The sequence below is a fragment of the Gilvimarinus polysaccharolyticus genome (assembly GCF_001187555.1).
GTDB lineage: Bacteria > Pseudomonadota > Gammaproteobacteria > Pseudomonadales > Cellvibrionaceae > Gilvimarinus > Gilvimarinus polysaccharolyticus.
In genome coordinates this window covers 596,468-615,660 of record NZ_LFIJ01000001.1, presented here as the reverse complement: position 1 = coordinate 615,660, position 19,193 = coordinate 596,468, and the positions used below count along the sequence as shown (strand labels likewise).

Sequence of the window (19,193 nt, the reverse complement as noted above, 5' to 3'; positions counted from 1 at the left end):
TGTCGAACCCGGGTTGCCCCAGACTTTTGCCGATCTCGGCAAAAATTCGGATCCTGTATGCAGCGCTTGCCACACACTTGCGAACTTGCTCAAAAGGTGGGGATGGCGACAGGCTATTTCAATAGCTACAACAGGAAAAAATCAAAAAAAGAGAGGATTTAGGTCATTTTTTACGAGCTTTCGCCCAACTGCTTACTTTTTAGGCGGTAAAGTGTCATTTGAGGCGTTATCAGTACGGCGAAACTCACCATCATAGACATCGCCACCGGCCGATGGACGTGGCCCTACCCCGCCGGGAGCCGCATACAGACTGCCAATCATCATACGTTTACCGAGGGAATTAAAAAGAGCGTGCCGACAAGCTGGAATCAGCAGTAAAAAACCTAAGGCATCGGTAAAAAAGCCTGGTGTTAACAGCATGGCGCCAGCAAAGGCCAACATAATGCCCTCGACCATTTCACGCGCAGGCATTTGCCCTTGCTGCATACGACCGCGAGCGCGCATCAAGGTTGTAAAACCTTGCCAGCGTAACAGCAGCACGCCAAAAACAGCGGTCAACACCACCAATGCCACTGTCGGCAGCACCCCAATCCGGCTGCCCACTTGAATAAACAGGCCGATCTCTAGCAGCGGAATTATAATAAAAAGACTAAGAAATATCGGCATTGAAGCTCTCCATGTGTTCGCTTTAGTAGCGCTTGGGCGCTACCACTCGTAACTTACCCCAACCATCAGGCGGGTATCTTCACGCCGCTTATCTTGCTGCGGCTGATTATCGACGTTGTAATCGACTTTAACTTCAGAGTACAAATTACCGGCCAGTAGCGTGCTAATACCCGTACCCGTGGTCAAGCGCCAGTCACTGCCATCCTCAAGTGAGCGGGTAACTTCATTCTCGTGAAAAAACGACACACCTAAAGGCAACAAATAACGAAAGTTAGTTCCCAAGCGCAAGGCAAATCGTTCATTAATTTCGCTAAAATCTTCCTCGGGCTCTTCGGGTATTTCATACCGCTCATTTAAATATGTAAGCCCGGTAGTAAGCGCCAGGGCCGTATCTGAATTTTCCCAAAACTGATAACCAGTACCGCTACCAAAGGTATAATACTGCTCAACGCCACGGGACTCATCGGCCCCGAGAGAGACATCGCTACTCCAGAACCAGCGCTCGCGGAAGAACCAGTCTAGGGTATACTTTCCCAACCACAGCTCATCGGGGGCCTCACGGTCGGACGAGAAACTGGCATACTCTAAGTTAGCATTGTGGCGAAACTCACTGCGACGATATTCAATATGCGTTTTCATTTTAATATCGCGCCGCACATCGTTACCTTCGGCAAAAAAGCCGGTGACGCTAAGCTTGCCACTATAAGTGTACTCACCTTCAATATGGCTCTCAAAGGGCAGCATAACCTCCAGCGATGCAAGCGATACGCTGCGCTGATCAGGATCTCCCCCACAGGAGTAAAACAAATACTCTTGCTTCATACCGTCCAGCAAACAAGGCGTTACACTGCCGCTTAATTTCATCGGCATTGTGGTGTTGATATTTTTAATTTTGGCGCGAGCAATTTTCAACGTACCAAAGTTGCTACTGCCCCACACCAGCGAGTCACCGTCGAGTTTAACAAAATCGCCCTCTACGCGATCACCGTTAAACAGCTCAACAAAGCCGGCGTGGGCCAAGCTGGCGTTAAGCCATAACAACACAATGATTCCCAGTTTTCTCACACTCGTATCCACTCTCGCATTACACTTATCAGATCTACCAACGTTTTAACATTAGCTCTATGTAGGGGTATTTATGCACCCATCACAACCGTCGGGGCTGGCCGACACTCCACCCAACCCGCTTTATACCGTACTGGCCCAGATACCGGTCGGGCGAGTTATTACCTACGGCCAATTAGCCACACTGGCGGGCCGCCCTGGGGCCGCTCGCTGGGTGGGTAGCCAGCTGCGTGCACTACCAAACGATACCCAGCTACCGTGGCACCGGGTAGTGGCCGCTAGCGGTAAAATATCACTGCCGGCGGGCTCGGATGCCGCCGGCAAACAACGTACACGGCTTGAAGCAGAAGGCATTGCTTTTCGCAACGAGCGTATTGCCTTGGCACAATATCGCTGGCCTCGGGAATAACACACCCAGCAAGACAGTCGTTTCAATCAAGGTTATGGCGCTTGTTATCGAGCGGCCGACCACCCCCCTCAGGCGTAAGCTGACGCCCGATTAACAGCAGTAACAACAACCCAGGTATCACCATCAACGCTGTCAGCACAAAAAACAATGCCCAGTTGCCATCCAACCAATCAACTAAAGTGCCACTCCCAGATGCCAAGGTGGTTCTACCTAAGTTACCAAGCGATGCCAACAGCGCATACTGTGCCCCCGAAAACGCGCGTCCAGTAAGCCAGGTCAACAGTGAGACAAATGCCACCGTCGAAAAGGCCGCACAGAAATTGTCGACGACGATAGCGGCCATAAACAACGTCTCGTCGGGGCCCGTTAGCGCAATCCAAGCAAACATTAAGTTGCTCGCCGCCATCGCTATGCCGCCAATAAACAAGCCGCGCACAATACCGTAATGGATATTAATAGTGCTGCCTAACAAGGTGAAGGCAACCGTTAAGCCCCAACCAATTAATTTTGAATAGTGAGCGATATCTTCATTAGAAAACCCGATCTCACGATAAAACACAATCGACATGCGCCCCAAAAACGCCTCGCCAATTTTAAACAAAAAGACAAACAGCAATATGGACAACGCCAAACGCCAACCGTTGCGGCGAAAAAAATCAGCGAACGGTTCAATCACCGTGACACTCAACCAAACCAACACACGGTCAATCCGACGACTACCCGCGTTGAGCGCTCCGGCATAACGCAATTGCGCTGTCGCTTGTAATTGCTCGCGATCGGTTACCGGCTCACGAACATACAACGTGAACCCCATCAACAATGCCATCACTAGAGCCATCCACAAGTACACGCCGGACCAGCCAATGGCATCGGCATTAGCAAATGCCAGATACCCAGGCAGTGAATAGCCCGTCCACCAACCGATAATGCTTACCGCCGAGGCGGCAGGAACACGACCAGCATCGTCGCCAATAATTTCGATACGGTAGGCATCTATCGCGATATCGTGGGTCGCCGAACAAGCCGAAATGCCCAGCGCCAGAATACCCGTCCACAGCAAGCTAACCGAAGGCTGTGTACCCACAACCCCCAAAATAAGCAGCAACATTATCCCTTGCAGACAAAAAATCCAGCTGCGCCGCAACCCCAACTTGCGCGTAAAAAATGGCAAGTGCACCCGATCGAGCAACGGTGCCCAAAGAAAATTAATGGCGTAAACGATAAAAACGGCACCGATCAGTCCAACCTCGGCGCGAGATATACCCGCATCGGTGAGCCAGCCGGTTAAATTAGAACCAATTAAAACGAAGGGGAAACCAGACGAGCAGCCTAGTAAAAACACATACAGCAGGCGAATATCGCGGTATTGCTTGAGGGTTGCGAGCCACGAGCGGGCTGTTGCAGTACCTATTTTTTGCATAACCCGAGCCGATTGCGGAAAAGCGCAACGTTAACAGAAATCAGATAACCACGCAGCTGCGGCAGCTGCAAAGCGCCGACATGCCTGCAAAGTTTCGTAAAATACTGCAAGCCCCAGTAGTTACTTAGCGCTCGCCACACATTAAACCGGCCAATGGCTACTGATATAGCAACAAAAGGCCCGTAAAAACGTATAGCAAGACACGCCATCAATAAAATCACCCGTTAGCGATGACCACCACCCCGAGGGCCGCGGTTACTATTACCACCTCGACTTGGACCACGGCTATTGTTACGGCCACGATCGCGCGATGAGCGATCGCTACTGCTACGCCGTGGCGCCGGCGCCATAGGTGGCATCTCTGCCAACAGCGCCTCTGGCGGCTGCTCACAGCGCAACGGTTTGCCTAACAGCTGCTGAATTGGCTCTAGTAGAAAGGCATCATCTTCACAAGCAAAGCTAATAGAAGTACCACTGTTGCCAGCACGACCGGTACGACCGATTCGATGGACGTAATCTTCGGGTTCTTCGGGCAAGGTAAAGTTCACCACATGGCTGATACCGTCGATATGAATACCGCGACCCGCTACGTCAGTGGCCACCAGCACTTTAATATCACCGTCTTTAAAGGCCTTTAGAGTCGATACGCGTTTGTTTTGCGCGATCTCGCCCGAAAGTAGCCCGACTTTAATCCCATGGCGCTTAAGTTTTTCTTCTAAGCGGCGGCACTCATCTCGGCGGTTGGCAAAGACGATCATACTCTCTACCGATTCGCTCTGAATTAGGTTGTAGAGCAAGGTGTATTTTTCCTCGGTGCTGGCCAAATACACATACTGGGTTACCGTATCGGTGGCAACGCTTTCAGGCTCGATAACAATAGTTTCTGGATTGTTGGTCCACTGATCAACCAAACGGTGTACTTCATCGGTGAAAGTCGCCGAAAAGAACAAGGTTTGCCGTTCTTCGCGGCGCGGTGTTTGACGGACGATTTGACGCACTTGTGGGATAAAGCCCATATCCAACATGCGATCAGCTTCATCGATCACCATGATTTCTAGCTGATCTAAATGCACATCTTTATTGCGGCAAAAATCCAGTAAACGCCCAGGGGTTGCCACTAAAATGTCCACTAGACTATCGTTTAGGCGACGCTGCTGTTTGGCATAATCCATGCCACCCACCAGTGTATGCACTTGTAAATCGGTGTACTTACACAGCAGCTCGGCATCTTCGGCAATTTGCATCACCAGCTCGCGGGTAGGTGCAATCACCAATGCTCGGGCTTCGCCAGCGTAGCGCTGCTCCTCTAATGGATGCTTAAGTAAATCCTCGATAATAGCCGTTAAGAAAGCCGCTGTTTTACCGGTACCCGTTTGGGCCTTACCCACTACATCGCGACCTTTTAAGGCAAATGGCAGCGACTGCCCCTGAATCGGCGAGCAATACTCAAAGCCCAAATCGGCAATCGCGTGCATCAGATCTTGGTCGAGATTAAAATCGTGGAAGCGGACTTTACCCTCCACAGCAGGAACCACAAATTGTGCAACATCCCACGCCTGCTTAGGTGGTCTTTTAGGCTTAGTGCTAGATTTTTTGGCTGCGGGAGCTGTTGTATTAGTGCGGCTTTTGCTCGTCCCCTGGGTATTATCTCGCTTGTCGTCGCGTTTAGTTCGATTACCTGAGTCACTTTTACCCGCGGTCGCTGTAGGCTTAGCGCGGCTTTTTGAGTTGGGCCTTGGGCTCTGATCGCCAGCAAGTTTTTGGCCACGCGTTGCTTTGGACGTGTCGGCAGCTTTACTGGGGGGAGTCTGCGGCTTTGGTGAGTTGTCGCCGCCGATTATTTTTCTGAATAACTTTGCGATCAAAATGAAACACCTGTTGATTAAAATGTGGCCGGAGTATACACGATTATGCCGTTCCTGACCTTTTTCGTACAGCCATGCTCCGCCCAGCAGCGCCAGATAAATCAGTCTTGCGCAGCGGTAATTTAACCACCAACAGGCTATTATTCCAGCCTCACTTATGGAGATATTGATGCGTATTAGTGTATTGCAACATGTACCCTTTGAAGGGCTGGGAAGTATGGCTGATGAATTTGCCGCGCGGAACTATAGCGTTACCAACCATCATCTATACCTCAACCAGCCGCTGCCTAAGCTCACTGACTTTGATTGGCTGGTGATTATGGGCGGCCCGATGAGCGTCGCGGATACTGTTCAGCACCCTTGGCTAGTAACCGAGCAACAACTGATTGCCGCCGCAGTTAGCGCGGGTAAACGCGTATTAGGAATATGCCTCGGGGCGCAATTAATTGCCAGCGCACTAGGGGCTGCGGTAACTCCTGGGCGCCACCGCGAGATCGGCTGGCACCCCGTGCAGGGACTAACCAGCCACAGTGTTTACAGCCAGTTATTTACTGACAACCCGACCGTATTTCATTGGCACGGTGATACTTTTGCCCTGCCCCACGGCGCTACTCACCTTGCCCACAGCGAAGCCTGCCAACACCAAGCCTTTGCCATTGGCACACGGGTACTGGCGTTGCAGTTTCACTTAGAGACAACCGCCGAATCGGCCCAAGCGCTACTAGAGCATTGTGGCCATGAACTGGACGGCAGCCTCTATGTACAACCAGCCAAAACGGTAGCGGGTACTCTTGCGCAATTTACCCAAATCCGCACATTAATGGCCAGGACATTAGATATCATGGCTGAGGCGGCTCCGTTAAACGCGCATCATTAACACTACACACCCATCACACATGAGTGCCTTTACGCCGAGGCCGCTTGGTAATCGACGTTGTACCGAGTTTTTTGCGCCGCGCGCACCAACAGCCGGCTATTGGTCGCAGAATCGGGATAATTACTATACCCAAGCGACCACTGGCCGTACGATGACATATAGTCGGCGCCACCCAGCGCATACTTAAGCTGGGCAAATACGCTCGCCAACTTGCGATTAGTCATCTCAGGGACTAGCGCAATAAACCCCGCACTATTGTAACGCGCTATGTCATCGGTATTACCCAACTCTTTTTTAATAGCCACCGCAAAATCCTGTGCCATCTGCTGTGCGCTCTGCTCGCCTAAGGCACTGCGAAGATCCCGATAACCATTCATTTCAATATAAACCAAACTAAAGCGGTTGCCCTCTACTGACATTTTTTGAATCAACAACTGCTCAAAGCGTGTGCGATTTGCAAGCCCGGTAGACTGATCGGCAAACGCGTTCTCAATCACGCGATGATGTTCGTGCGCGGCATTGCGACGCTCTTGCTCTGCTTGCTTAAAATCTCGGTACGCCACCACTAACGCCAGCAACAAAACAATACTTGCCACTATTGCCGTAGGAATACCCATCCACTGCCCTTGTAGTGTGTTGTCATGGGCTGCCATAGCATGCATCGGGTAACTCGCCGCGGCCATGCCGGTATAGTGCATACCGCAAATAGCGGCCCCCATCACCAATGCCGCAACGATTTTAACCACCAGCGCGTACTGCGCAGGTACTACCCGTACCTGACGACAAATAACCAATGCTGCACCAGAGGCGACGACGGCAATAATGATCGATATTGCTACAATAACTCCATCGTATTGAATTTGAGGGTCCATACGCATCGCGTACATTCCGCCATAGTGCATAGCGCAAATACCCGCCCCCATAATAACGGCGCTTGCGGCAATACTCAGCGAGCTAACCGTCGCGCGAGTAATTACGTATAGCGCCAAGGCTGAGGCTAGAACCGCAGGTATCCATGAAAGCAGCGTCAAGGGTGCGCTAAAGCTCATGGTCATACCCGCCGGCATGGTATAGGCGCTCATGCCAACAAAATGCATAGACCAAATACCAGAGCCCATACAAATAGCGCCCATGCCTAACCAAAATTTTCGGCCGGCACCGTCGTGCATAGTAAATATTCGAGTTCCAAAATAAATAGCGGTGTAAGCGGCAATAACAGCCACACAATAAGAGGCAAACACTAGGGTTAAACTATAACTACCAGACATAAAGGATTTCCGAGGGATAAAAACTTAACAGGTTCGCAATTTTACGTGCCAAACCAGAAAAGAGATCACTCGAAAGCGTAATCATATGTAAAGTTCTATGATTGCTCACAATCTTCGCCTATTGCGCTCAAATATCGCGCCACAAACAGGTGTAGGTTTAACTGGGATTACAGCATTGCCGAGCAGGAGGTGATTACTAGGAGGGCCGGTCGAGCCGTTGCTCGCGCTGGCGATATTGCCTATATAAATAGAATATTGGGCGCAATATCGGCCCACATAAAAAAGGGGAGCAAGCTCCCCAAAGTATAAAAAATAAAACTATTACTCCAGCACTGCGCTAATGGCTGATCATCCAAGGCCGAGCCGAGGGAAAGATCTTGCTGCCATCGGGCGTATAAAACACTTTCGATTTACGAATTGGGCTATCGCCACAGCCGCAACCTTTACCGTGCTTGTGCTCGCGCCGAGCCTTATCTTCAAGGCGTGACTCAGGCGTCGAGAATGACGGGGTGTCCCGTGATTTCTCATTGCGAGCATGGGCCTGGCGGTTGCTAGGGGCCATATCCATCAGTGTCGGTGACATCATAATCACCCTACCTGACAACGTGCCGCACTGCGGGCAAGCCGCAGGCGCCGAGCTTTTGTCTATAGTCGCCAGCTCATTAAACACGCCGTGCTCGCTGCAACGGTAATCGTAAACAGGCATGATTTACTCCTTATCTTTCGATAATGGGATGTCGATGGTGCCGTCGACCATTTTCTTGGGGCCTTCCGCGGTCGGGTTAATATCAAACTCAAAGATATCCGTTGGCAGCCATAAGGTCGCACAAGCGTTGGGGATATCCACCACGCCACTGATATGCCCTTGCACTGGTGCACAGCCTAAAATGGCGTAACCCTGTGCCTTGCTGTAACCGAATTTGGTTAAAAATTCGATGGCATTCAAGCAGGCCTGTCGGTAAGCCACCTGTACATCCAGATAATGCTGACCGCCGTGCTCATCTACCGAGATACCTTCAAAAATAATATAGTCATCGTATTTTGGCGTGATCGGGCTAGGTTTAAAGATCGGGTTTTTAATCCCGTACATCTCCATGCCTTTTTTAACCAAATTAACCCGTAAGTGAATCCAACCGGCCATTTCAATAGCGCCACAGAAAGTAATTTCACCGTCGCCTTGGCTAAAGTGTAAATCGCCTACACTTAAACCACCGCCTTCAACATAAACAGGGAAATAGATTTTTGAGCCGCGAGACAAATCTTTAATATCACAGTTGCCGCCGTGCTCACGAGGCGGAACAGTACGCGCGCCCTCGGCCGCAGCAACCTTCGCCTCATCACCTTTCATACGGCCCATATGCGCAGTCTCGGCATAAGGCAGTGTAGCCAGTGCTGGCACGCGATCAGGCTCGGTATCGTACAGCCCTTTCTCGCGTTCGTTCCAGTTATCCAACAATTCTTTAGATGGCAGACAACCAATTAACCCTGGGTGAATAAGACCGGCAAACTCGACCCCAGGTATATGGCGTGATTTTGTGAACATGCCGTTAAAGTCCCAAATGGACTTTTGTGCTTCGGGGAACTGCTCGGTTAAAAAGCCACCGCCGTTTTGTTTAGAGAAAAAACCATTAAAACCCCACTGGCTTTCTTTAAAGGCACCAATATCAAGAATATCGACGACTAACAAGTCGCCAGGTTCAGCGCCTTCAACACCGACAGGGCCCGACAAAAAGTGTACTTGGGTCAGATCCACATCGCGAATATCATCCGCACAATCATTGTTTTCGATCTGACCACCAGTCCAGTCGTAGCACTCCATAATAAAATCGTCGCCAGGCTTAACTGTGGCAACCATAGGAATATCTGGGTGCCAACGGTTGTGGATCATGTCGTTTTCATAGGCCGATTTGCTTAAGTCGATTTTTACAATGGTTTCTGTCATGTCGGTAACTCCTCGGGGAATCATCTTGATCCAGTTAGTAATGACTGCAGTATCGATGAAACCCCAAGGAGCGACCATGCGTTAATAGCACCACTCACCTACGTCATTTGACGTAGGTGAGTGGTGCCAGCGCAGATCTAAAGAAAAAGCGATCGATTATTTTGGCATCGGCCCCAGCTTTACGCCGTCGGGATAGTACTTCCAGCCATCGCGAATCTTAACTTTGTCATCCCAAGGCAGCTTGTAATTACCATCGGCAAGGTCCTTAACCCACGTCAGGTAGTTTTCTTTGCTGCCTCCGGGCTGGCCTACGTAAGCGCGACACCCAAGATTAAAGATGTTGTTCTCCAGCGCCCAGTTTTCTCGAGCCTTGTCTACCAGTCTCGGGAAAAGCTCCGCGGTCACGATTTCCCAGGGGTTTCTGTGACCTTGCTGAACGACGTTGCCATCATAGTTGCACACCGTGCCCTCACCGAAGTAGTAGAAAACACCGTCGTAACCGGCCAAATTGACCGAGATTGTGTACATTAAATTTTGCCAAGCATTGGTTTGATTGGTCCAAATCCACTGATCATTTACTTGGGTCGAATAACCGGAAATGCGAATATAGACATTGGCACCTTTATAAGCGGCTTCGCGAGCTAGTTCTGGGAACATACCGTCGTGACAGATGCAAACGGCAAGTTTGGAACCCTTGGGCCCGTCACATACTGGCATACCGAAATTGCCCGGCGACCAGGGCTCAATCGGCACCCAAGGCTGCAATTTGCGATAGTGCAGTGCAATTTCGCCTTCATTATTGACAATAATAGCGGTGTTATAGGGCGGCTTAGACGGATCCTCATTTTTCTCCATCAAGGAGAAAACGGCCCATACGTCATTGTCGACGCAGGCCTTTCGAAACTGATCGATCTCGGGGCTATCAATCGTCAACAGCATTTCATCATAAGTCCAGATAGCTGTATTTAAGCCTTGCGTGGAATATTCCGGAAATACGATCAAGTCAAGATCAGGGTAACCGGCTTTTGTCGATGCCAGAGCCTTACAAATTTGATCCACCTGGACCTGAATATCTTCGGGACCTTTAATCACTGGGACGGGATATTGAATCATTGCGGTCAAAAGCGCTTCATCCCAAGCGCTAACGCTACCTGTACTAGCCATACAAAAACTCCAGAATGAATGTTTAATGGGTTATCTGCAGATACAAGGGCATTGTTGCAATGTTATAACATTGCGTATATTCGTTAAATGACGTAGGTTTGCAGCACCGGCAAAGAGGCAAAAGGGAACATGAAAAATGATTCGCAAGTATCATTCCTGAAAGCACGGCGCGCCGCCCCCTTTACATAGCAACATTGGATTACAAAGCATCTGACTACAGGAGCCACCCAATAACGCCCACTACAGCGTCCATCTCTGGTTAGGAAGGTTAAAAGTATATCTGCGAGAGTGCTGTATCGTGCGGACTTGCTAGCGCAAAACAGGATAACTTGCTGCTAGTGAACTAAAAAGGATAAGTGGATTAGGCTACCGACAATCACTGCACATGCGATGCTTCAATGTTGAGTAACACAACGGCGTTAGCCAGCTAACTACCTCAAATGCAGCATTGACCGTAAAAGTCGAAAATCAGACTTAATCCGCTCTTAATAATGCTGGCCTAAAACCCAAAAACCGGCTATAAAAGAGCTGGCTTTTGCTAATAGCTATTCACTGTGAAGTTAAAAGGCTAGTGTCACTAAGTCAACGAAATTGCACCTCACCGCACTGTAAAACGCTATGGATAGTCAGTAGCTGCAATTTGTCTTTATGAGCGCCCTGCTCAATTAAATACCCAGCTAAAGGCGCGGTTGCGACGGACTGCGGATGTGGGCTTAGTATCGAATCCACGAGCAAAACCGATCATACGACAAACAGCTCGAGCACTACGTCATTTGGCGCATGGTCTAGACTTTAGTAAACAAAATATGACAGATGACGAGACACATTAAAGCGCCGGAGAATGCCAACGCTTTAATGCGAGAGTAAGAGGTAAGATTACTGTTCGTGAAAAACGATATTGCCTGACTGCAATTGCCCATGAGCCACTCGTAGCATGGATGTAGTGCTTGAGGTAGGCTTTACCGAAAGGCCTGGATTAGTTACCGGACCAGAGGTGAGTAAAAATTGTGCCAGCGGTGATTCAATAGCATCCCGCACGACTCTTCTCACAGACCGAGCACCGTAGCGTTTGTCCATAGAGGTTTTTGCGATAGTGTCACACACCTCAACTGTTAAAGTCAGACTCCATCCCTTACGGTTAAGGCGCCGGTTTAATCGTGCAATTTCAAGGTCGAGCAATGTATTCGCATTGTCCTGCCCCAGCGGCCGATAGATTAACACCCGATCTAGTCGGTTGATAAACTCTGGATCAAAGAACGCCTCTATACGCTCGTTCACTCGTCGCTTTACACGCGGCGGCAAAACGCTAGATGAATTGCCCGGCCACCAATGGGCGCGCTTTAACCACGCGCTTAAGTCACGCCCACCCAGGTTACTTGTCATCAACAGTAGCGTATTGCGAAAATCGATGGTTTTTTCACCTGCACTCAAACGCAGGTGCCCGTCCTCTAAAACATTTAACAGTGCTCGCAAGACTTCTGGGCTGGCTTTTTCCACCTCATCAAACAACACAATGCCGGGCGTAGAGTAATCACCGGCGATTAACACCGGATCAAAAAGGGTGTGTCCCTCTTTACTACCCACATAGCCAGGTGGCGCACCAGATAAAGCGGCACTGTAATGCGCTTGCGACAATGTATTCATATCAATGCGGCAAAAATTATCAGCACTCCCGGTGAGAGCCTCGGCTAACACTTTAACGGTGGCAGTTTTACCCACTCCCGTAGGGCCTGCCAGCAAAGCCGACCAAAGCGGTCGGTCTGGATCTGCTATGTCAGCCTTCAACACATCAAGTGCACTATCAAGTGCCGCCATCGCTTCGGGCTGACCAACAATTCGCTCGCGTAATAATGCTTTGGCTTTAGTTACATCAAAACGAAACCGCGTTTGTCCTACGCGATACTCACCGGCCTTGCCAGCACTAGGCGATACAGAACTTGGGGGGTTCTGATCGGCCAATAAATCATTAATAAATGGCACACAACCCCCTACTCACCGATTTAAAATCCATTAGTCCGCTGACTTTTCTTTTCCGTCTACCGGCAAATCACCCACGGGGCAGTCTGCGACACCAATTGTCGAGCGGGTCATTGCCTCAACATCTGCTTGGGTTTTTTCTGCATCGAGCACCCAACTGCGATAAAAATCGAAAGGACATTCGGCAACGCCTTTGTCTCCATCACCAGAATTATAAACGCCGCTATAACCGCGATGTAATAATTTAAACAGATGATTTTGCGATTGATCATTTTTACGTGCGTCACGAATTTGCGACACAGACAGTTGTGCGTACTGCACGCCCATATCCTCTTCGCCACACTCGCCCAATGTGCGACCATCAAAACCAATAATGGCCGAGTGCCCAAAGTAAGAATAAACTCCGTCAAAACCCGAAGCGTTAGCCACTGCAACATAACAGTTGTTGGCCCAAGCCATCGCTTTAGACATCATCACTTGCTGTTCTTTAGCCGGGTACATATACCCCTGACAACGGACAATTAACTCGGCACCTTTCATAGCGCAGTCACGCCAAATTTCAGGGTAATTACCGTCATCGCAAATAATCAAACTGATCTTCATGCCCTTGGGACCTTCGGTAACATAGGTTTTGTCACCGGGATACCAGCCCTCAATGGGGCACCAAGGAATACATTTACGATATTTCTGTACGATCTCACCTTGATTATTAATCATCACCAAGGTGTTATAAGGCGCTTTGTTAGGATGATCTTCGTGCTGCTCACCGGTTAACGAGAATATTCCCCAGGTATCGGCCTGACGACAGGCCTCAGAGAAAATCGCGGTTTCTTCACCCGGAATAGTGGCAGCGGTAGCCATCATTTCATCGTTGTCATACATGATTCCCATCGTGCTGTACTCGGGAAACACCACCAGATCCATACCCGGTAAACCCTTCTTCATGCCAATCATCATATCGGCAATCTTACGGGCATTTTCTAACACTTCAGCTTTAGTGTGTAACCGAGGCATTTTGTAATTAACCACTGCAACGCCAACTGTATCGGGGCTGCTAGAAATATCACCGTGACGCATCGTTAACTCCTGAAAAAAACCGGCACAATAGCCACGACAGCTATTGCACCAAACCGTTGTATGGTGTGTTTTTACACCGACAGATAAGAAGCCACTTTGGCTTCATCTACATTTGATCTAAGTTCTTCGTGCACAATCTCACCTTTTTCAATCACCAAAATTCGATCGGCAATATCGAGGGCAAAACTCAGCACTTGCTCAGAGACAACAATCGACAAGCCGCGCTGATCGCGAATTTCTTTAAGCGTGCGCGCCATATCACGAATAATCGATGGTTGAATTCCTTCTGTGGGCTCATCCAGCAATAACATTTTAGGGTTACTTGCCAAAGCCCGAGCAATCGCCAACTGCTGTTGCTGCCCGCCCGACAAATTACCGCCACGACGGTTGCGCATTTCCAACAGCACTGGAAACATATCGTAAAGATCTCGCGGCACATGGCGCGAGTTCGTGGTAGTCAAACCCGTTTCAATATTCTCTTTAACGGTCATGCTCGAAAAGATCATGCGCCCCTGCGGTACAAAGCCAAAGCCGGATTCAACCCGCTGATAGCTTTTCATGCCGGACACTTCCGTGCCATCAAGGGTAACGCTACCGGACTCTGATGGGATAACCCCCATCAGTGATTTCATGAGTGTGGTTTTGCCCATTCCGTTACGACCCATTACCGCAACAATTTCATTAGGTGCTACAGAGAAATTCATGCCGCTAATAATATTGCTCTGGCCGTAACTGACTCGATAATCAGACACATTCAGCATAGTCTTCTCCTCAATGGCCTAAATATACTTCGATGACTTTAGGATCTTGTTTAACGTGCTCTGCTGTTCCTTCCGCTAAGATTTTGCCTTGATGCAAGACTGTCACTTTATCGGCAATCTCAGCGACAAATTGCATATCATGCTCAATCACAATCACCGAACGATCTTTAGTAATTGTGCGCAATAACTCAGCGGTTTTACGGCGTTCTGATACCGACATACCCGCAACAGGCTCATCCAACATCAACAACTCAGGGTCTTGAATCAACAGCATACCGATCTCTAACCACTGTTTTTGACCGTGACTGAGCAGATCGCCGCGAGTGTGCAGTAGCTCATCGAGAAAAATCATGCGCGATATTTCATCAACACGCTGCAACACTTCAGCATCGCGCTTAAAGGTCAAGGCGCCAAAGACCGAACGTCCACGAGGAAAAGAAATTTCTAAGTTTTCAAATACCGTCAAATCTCCGTAAATAGATGGCGTTTGAAACTTTCGTCCCACACCCGCCCGGACGATCTGATGCTCTTTCATTTTTGTCAGCTCTTTATTGCGGAACTTAATAGAGCCTTCAGTGGCTTTAGTTCGCCCGCAAATCAAATCGAGAACCGTGGTTTTACCAGCACCATTGGGGCCAACAATAACTCGGATTTCGTTTTTATCAACATAAAAACTTAAATCATTAACAGCTTTAAAACCATCAAACGAAACTGTTAGCCCTTCAACCGCAAGCACAAAGTCTGTGTTACTTGAGCTCATGAGTTACCTCCTTCGGCTTCCATTTCAGGCGGCAAATCACTATCCCCTGAAGTTTTACTTTTAGAGCTAGTAAATCGGTCAAGTAATCGTGTCACATGTGGCTCACCGTATTTGCTGTAAAGACCCGCCAAACCATCGGGGAAAGCCATAACAACACCAATGAACAGTGCACCCATCGCAAACAACCACAACTCTGGGAAACTCTCAGAGAAAGTCGATTTCGCCCAGTTCACCAAAAGCGCGCCATAAACGGCACCAAAGATAGACAATCGACCGCCTACTGCGCAGAAAATTACCATTTCGATAGAAGGTACAATGCCGACAAACGTAGGTGACATAAAGCCAACCTGCAGTGTAAACATTGCGCCACCTATGGCTGCAAATGCAGAGCCAAGACAGAACACAAAGATTTTAAAGTTAGCGACATCGTAGCCCGAAAAGCGTACCCGATCTTCCATCTCGCGCATGGCAACCAACAAACGGCCAAGCTTACTTTTGCGTACGTACTGAGCAACACCAAGACACAAGAACAACATAAACACACACAAAAAATAGAATATGTATTTAGCTTCATTGGTACGAATATCCCAGCCAAACAAGGTACGTAAATCCGTAATACCATTAACACCACCGGTATAACCTTGCTGACCTATAATCAAAATGGTCAAGATTGCCGCAACCGCTTGAGTAATAATGGCGAAGTAAACACCACCAACCCGACGCTTAAACATTGCAACCCCAATGATGTAGGCAAAGATCGACGGAATCACAATAATCGCTATCACAGTAAACGTTAGGCTGTGAAACGGCTGCCAAAACCAAGGAAGTTCAGTGAGCTGGTTCCAGTCCATAAAGTCTGGAATACCAGGGGTTGATTGAATAGCGGTATTTTCTGGTGACGATGCTTCGATCTTTAAAAACATCGCCATGGCATAACCACCCAGACCAAAGAAAACCCCTTGACCTAAACTTAAAATACCACCGTAACCCCAACACAACACCAAACCTAGTGCGACAAAAGAATAAGTAAGGTACTTACCTATCAAGTTAAGACGGAATAAATCCATACTTAACGGTAATACCACCACTAAAATTAACGCCAGCACCGCAAAATTGAGAATATCGTTTTTCGGCAACAGAGTTCGTAAATTTGCATAAGACATACGCTAACCCTCCTAGCGACGCACTTTCAGTGAGAAAAGACCTTGTGGTCTTAGCATCAGAATGAAGACAACAAACAATAGCGTCAGAACTTTAGCCATTGAACCGCTGAGGAAAAACTCCATGGTCGATTGCGCTTGAGAAATAGTAAATGCAGAGGCAATGGTTCCCAGCAAACTTGCCGCACCACCAAACACTACAACTAAAAATGTATCAACAATATATAACTGACCAGAGGTAGGACCAGTGGATCCGATCATGGTAAATGCACTGCCGGCAACACCCGCGATACCACACCCCAAACCAAATGTTAAGCGATCAACTCGGGCGGTATTAATACCAACAGCCCCTGCCATCGGACGATTTTGCACTACCGAACGCACTTGAATACCCCAGCGTGAACGATACATAAGTGCCGCAATCAATACCGAGATACCAACGGCCAAGGTCATCACAAAAATACCGTTAATGGGCACTTCAATAATATCGGTAATTTGAACCGACCCCATCAACCAATCTGGCAAAGTGACACCAACCTCTCGCGCGCCAAAAATAGTGCGGTAAAGCTGCTGCAAAATAAGACTTAAACCCCAAGTGGCTAACAAGGTATCCAGTGGCCGGTGGTATAAATGGCGAATCATGGCCCACTCCACCAACATACCTAAAGCACCTGCGGCAATAAACGCCAATATCATGGCGACAAAAAAGTATCCACCAAACAACGCCGGCATATACTCGGAAAAAACATTAGATGTTAAATAAGTAACATACGCACCGAGGATCATAAACTCGCCATGCGCCATATTGATAACGCCCATCTGGCCAAAAATAATAGCCAGCCCTAACGCCATAAGAACAAAGACAGAAAATAAAATTAATCCTGAAAAGCCCTGCATGGCAAATATCGACATTAACTCAGAGGTCGTGTAATCGGCGAACATCGCTCAATCCTCGTGGAGAAAATTCAAAAGAAACTTCATGTTTTCGTAAAAGAAGAACCCACCCGTTATCGGTGGGTTCTGTTGGCCGCTTGCGCGGCCTGGAGTACTGTCTACTGGTAACCTTCTGGGAACGGATTTGGCTCAATCAGCTCATCAGTTTCGTAAACAATTTCATATTGGCCATCAAGCTTTGCGTTACCAATACGAGTCTTAGACCACAAGTGATGATTAGGATGCACTTTAACGTAGCCTTCTGGTGCAGTCGTCAGCTCGATATCAGGTGAAGCGGCGCGAACTTTATCCACATCAAATGAACCCGCTTTTTCAACAGCTGCTTTCCACAACCAAGGACCAAGGTAAGCCGCTTGAGTTACATCACCGATAACGATGTCGTCACCCCAACGCTTTTTAAACGCTTTAACAAATTCAACGTTATTGCTGTTGGTCAAGCTCTGGAAGTACTTCATAGAAGCGTAAGCACCTACGATGTTCTCACCACCGATACCCAAGATTTCATCTTCGGTTACAGAGATAGTCAACACCAACGGCTTCTCTTTGGTCATGTCAATACCAGCAGCGTTAAGCTGCTTGTAAAAGGCAACGTTAGAGCCACCCACAACCGATGCAAAGATAACGTCAGGCTTTTTCAACTTGAACTTGTTGATCACCGAGTTGAACTGAGTGTGACCTAGTGGATAGTAATCTTCACCAACCACTTTTAAGCCCAGCTTTTCGATGTGCTTACGAGCAATTTTGTTAGAGGTGCGAGGCCAGATATAATCAGAGCCCAGCAGGTAGAAGGTTTTTGCACCCTTCTCTTTTACAACCCAATCGATACCCGCAAGAATTTGTTGAGTCGCTTCTTGACCGGTATAGATAACATTAGGCGACTGCTCTAAACCCTCGTAAAAGGTGGGGTAGTACAACATGCCGTTATACTGCTCAAACACCGGCAGCACCGCTTTACGCGAAGCCGAAGTCCAGCAACCAAAAACCGAGGCTACTTTATCTTGCAGCAACAATTTACGTGATTTTTCAGCAAAGGTTGGCCAGTCACTAGCACCATCTTCTTGAACGTATTCAATTTGACGGCCGAGCACACCGCCCATGGCGTTGATTTGCTCAATAGCCAACTTCTCTGCTTGTACCGAACCAGTCTCACTGATCGCCATGGTGCCGGTCACAGAGTGAAGAATACCTACTGTAACCGTATCATCGGTCACAGCCAGATCAGTAGTGTTAACCTCGGAGGTCGCCGGCGCTGCACTAACGGCCGCCGAAAACGCCAAAGTTACACCAGCCACGGCAGCGGCTAGGCCTTTCATTAAGCTTGGTAGTCGACCCCCAAGGTCAACTAACGGTGCGTTATCTAAAGTTCCCATGTTCTTTCCTCATTGGTTATCCCAGAAGTGGGTTCGCCCAGCAACAGACACGCTGTGCCTACGATGCTTATTCTCAGGAAAGTCGAGCTTGAGCACTATTCGCCAAACACACCATGAAGCTACGTCATTTGACGCATAGGGACTCTCAAGCACTAACGGTAGAGTCGTGCGCGCAGGAATAAATGTGTAATTAAGGTGACTTGGTACGGCTTTTGATAGTTACTACAGGCAACGGTATAAAACACGGCAATAAAGACGCAACAAAAGGACTTCAGCAAACACCGAGTTACGGTTCAACAACAATAGCGCACCATTTTGGCTGGGACGCACCAAGCGGTGCACCAAAATAATGCAGCGGTTGATCGCAAAATAAAACAACACCCAGGACAAGCCAGCCCACGAACACAGTAAACGCTCACGAACGGGCCAATAGACAATCATAAATCAAACACCGTCCA

General features: G+C 48.6%; 18 protein-coding genes. 2 read left to right on the top strand and 16 right to left on the bottom strand.

Going from position 1 to position 19,193, the window contains the following annotated elements; all coding sequences use genetic code 11:
- Positions 1-192: 192 nt before the first annotated feature.
- Positions 193-666 (bottom strand): FxsA family protein, encoded by a 474-nt coding sequence (locus GILYN3_RS02465; RefSeq protein ID WP_049721383.1) that lies wholly within the window; start codon positions 664-666, stop codon positions 193-195.
- Positions 667-705: 39 nt separating this feature from the next.
- Positions 706-1,731 (bottom strand): DUF481 domain-containing protein, encoded by a 1,026-nt coding sequence (locus GILYN3_RS02460; RefSeq protein ID WP_049721382.1) that lies wholly within the window; start codon positions 1,729-1,731, stop codon positions 706-708.
- Between the two features lie 73 nt (positions 1,732-1,804).
- On the opposite strand from GILYN3_RS02460, the gene GILYN3_RS02455 reads away from it, so the two are divergent.
- A complete protein-coding gene (locus GILYN3_RS02455; RefSeq protein WP_049721381.1) occupies positions 1,805-2,140 on the top strand; it encodes an MGMT family protein in 336 nt (111 codons plus the stop codon).
- 22 nt (positions 2,141-2,162) lie between these two features.
- On the opposite strand, the gene GILYN3_RS02450 is transcribed toward GILYN3_RS02455, so the two are convergent.
- On the bottom strand, positions 2,163-3,560 hold the full coding sequence (locus GILYN3_RS02450) for an AmpG family muropeptide MFS transporter (protein WP_049721380.1): 1,398 nt from the start codon (positions 3,558-3,560) through the stop codon (positions 2,163-2,165).
- A gap of 224 nt (positions 3,561-3,784) precedes the next feature.
- Positions 3,785-5,425 carry an ATP-dependent RNA helicase RhlB gene (gene rhlB / locus GILYN3_RS02440; protein ID WP_232305494.1) on the bottom strand — a complete coding sequence of 547 codons (1,641 nt, stop codon included), beginning with the start codon at positions 5,423-5,425 and terminating at the stop codon, positions 3,785-3,787.
- A 169-nt stretch (positions 5,426-5,594) separates the two neighbouring features.
- Between rhlB and GILYN3_RS02435 the strand changes: the two genes are divergently transcribed.
- Positions 5,595-6,302 (top strand): type 1 glutamine amidotransferase, encoded by a 708-nt coding sequence (locus tag GILYN3_RS02435; protein WP_049721377.1) that lies wholly within the window; start codon positions 5,595-5,597, stop codon positions 6,300-6,302.
- 29 nt (positions 6,303-6,331) lie between these two features.
- On the opposite strand, the gene GILYN3_RS02430 is transcribed toward GILYN3_RS02435, so the two are convergent.
- The 12 genes from GILYN3_RS02430 to GILYN3_RS02375 form a co-directional block, all read right to left on the bottom strand.
- Complete coding sequence (locus GILYN3_RS02430) at positions 6,332-7,570, bottom strand: MHYT domain-containing protein (RefSeq protein ID WP_049721376.1); 1,239 nt, start codon at positions 7,568-7,570, stop codon at positions 6,332-6,334.
- Between the two features lie 337 nt (positions 7,571-7,907).
- Positions 7,908-8,276: a zinc ribbon domain-containing protein gene (locus tag GILYN3_RS02425; RefSeq protein ID WP_049721375.1), complete on the bottom strand. Its 369-nt coding sequence runs from the start codon at positions 8,274-8,276 to the stop codon at positions 7,908-7,910.
- Between the two features lie 3 nt (positions 8,277-8,279).
- Positions 8,280-9,512, bottom strand: coding sequence for a formamidase (gene fmdA, locus GILYN3_RS02420; protein ID WP_049721374.1), 1,233 nt, complete (start codon positions 9,510-9,512; stop codon positions 8,280-8,282).
- 156 nt (positions 9,513-9,668) lie between these two features.
- Positions 9,669-10,676: a formamidase gene (locus tag GILYN3_RS02415; protein ID WP_049721373.1), complete on the bottom strand. Its 1,008-nt coding sequence runs from the start codon at positions 10,674-10,676 to the stop codon at positions 9,669-9,671.
- Between the two features lie 876 nt (positions 10,677-11,552).
- Entirely contained in the window at positions 11,553-12,656 is a 1,104-nt protein-coding gene (locus GILYN3_RS02410) for an AAA family ATPase (RefSeq protein ID WP_049721372.1), read from the bottom strand.
- A 30-nt stretch (positions 12,657-12,686) separates the two neighbouring features.
- Positions 12,687-13,730, bottom strand: coding sequence for an aliphatic amidase (locus GILYN3_RS02405; protein ID WP_049721371.1), 1,044 nt, complete (start codon positions 13,728-13,730; stop codon positions 12,687-12,689).
- A 71-nt stretch (positions 13,731-13,801) separates the two neighbouring features.
- Positions 13,802-14,491, bottom strand: coding sequence for an urea ABC transporter ATP-binding subunit UrtE (gene urtE, locus GILYN3_RS02400; RefSeq protein WP_049721370.1), 690 nt, complete (start codon positions 14,489-14,491; stop codon positions 13,802-13,804).
- Positions 14,492-14,501: 10 nt separating this feature from the next.
- Positions 14,502-15,251 carry an urea ABC transporter ATP-binding protein UrtD gene (gene urtD, locus GILYN3_RS02395; protein WP_049721369.1) on the bottom strand — a complete coding sequence of 250 codons (750 nt, stop codon included), beginning with the start codon at positions 15,249-15,251 and terminating at the stop codon, positions 14,502-14,504.
- Entirely contained in the window at positions 15,248-16,414 is a 1,167-nt protein-coding gene (urtC, locus tag GILYN3_RS02390; protein ID WP_049721368.1) for an urea ABC transporter permease subunit UrtC, read from the bottom strand. The genes urtD and urtC overlap by 4 nt, the downstream gene beginning before the upstream one ends.
- Positions 16,415-16,426: 12 nt before the next feature.
- Positions 16,427-17,353 (bottom strand): urea ABC transporter permease subunit UrtB, encoded by a 927-nt coding sequence (gene urtB / locus GILYN3_RS02385; RefSeq protein ID WP_049721367.1) that lies wholly within the window; start codon positions 17,351-17,353, stop codon positions 16,427-16,429.
- A 110-nt stretch (positions 17,354-17,463) separates the two neighbouring features.
- A complete protein-coding gene (urtA, locus tag GILYN3_RS02380; protein ID WP_198147309.1) occupies positions 17,464-18,678 on the bottom strand; it encodes an urea ABC transporter substrate-binding protein in 1,215 nt (404 codons plus the stop codon).
- Positions 18,679-18,957: 279 nt separating this feature from the next.
- Complete coding sequence (locus GILYN3_RS02375) at positions 18,958-19,176, bottom strand: hypothetical protein (protein WP_049721365.1); 219 nt, start codon at positions 19,174-19,176, stop codon at positions 18,958-18,960.
- Positions 19,177-19,193 lie beyond the last annotated feature (17 nt).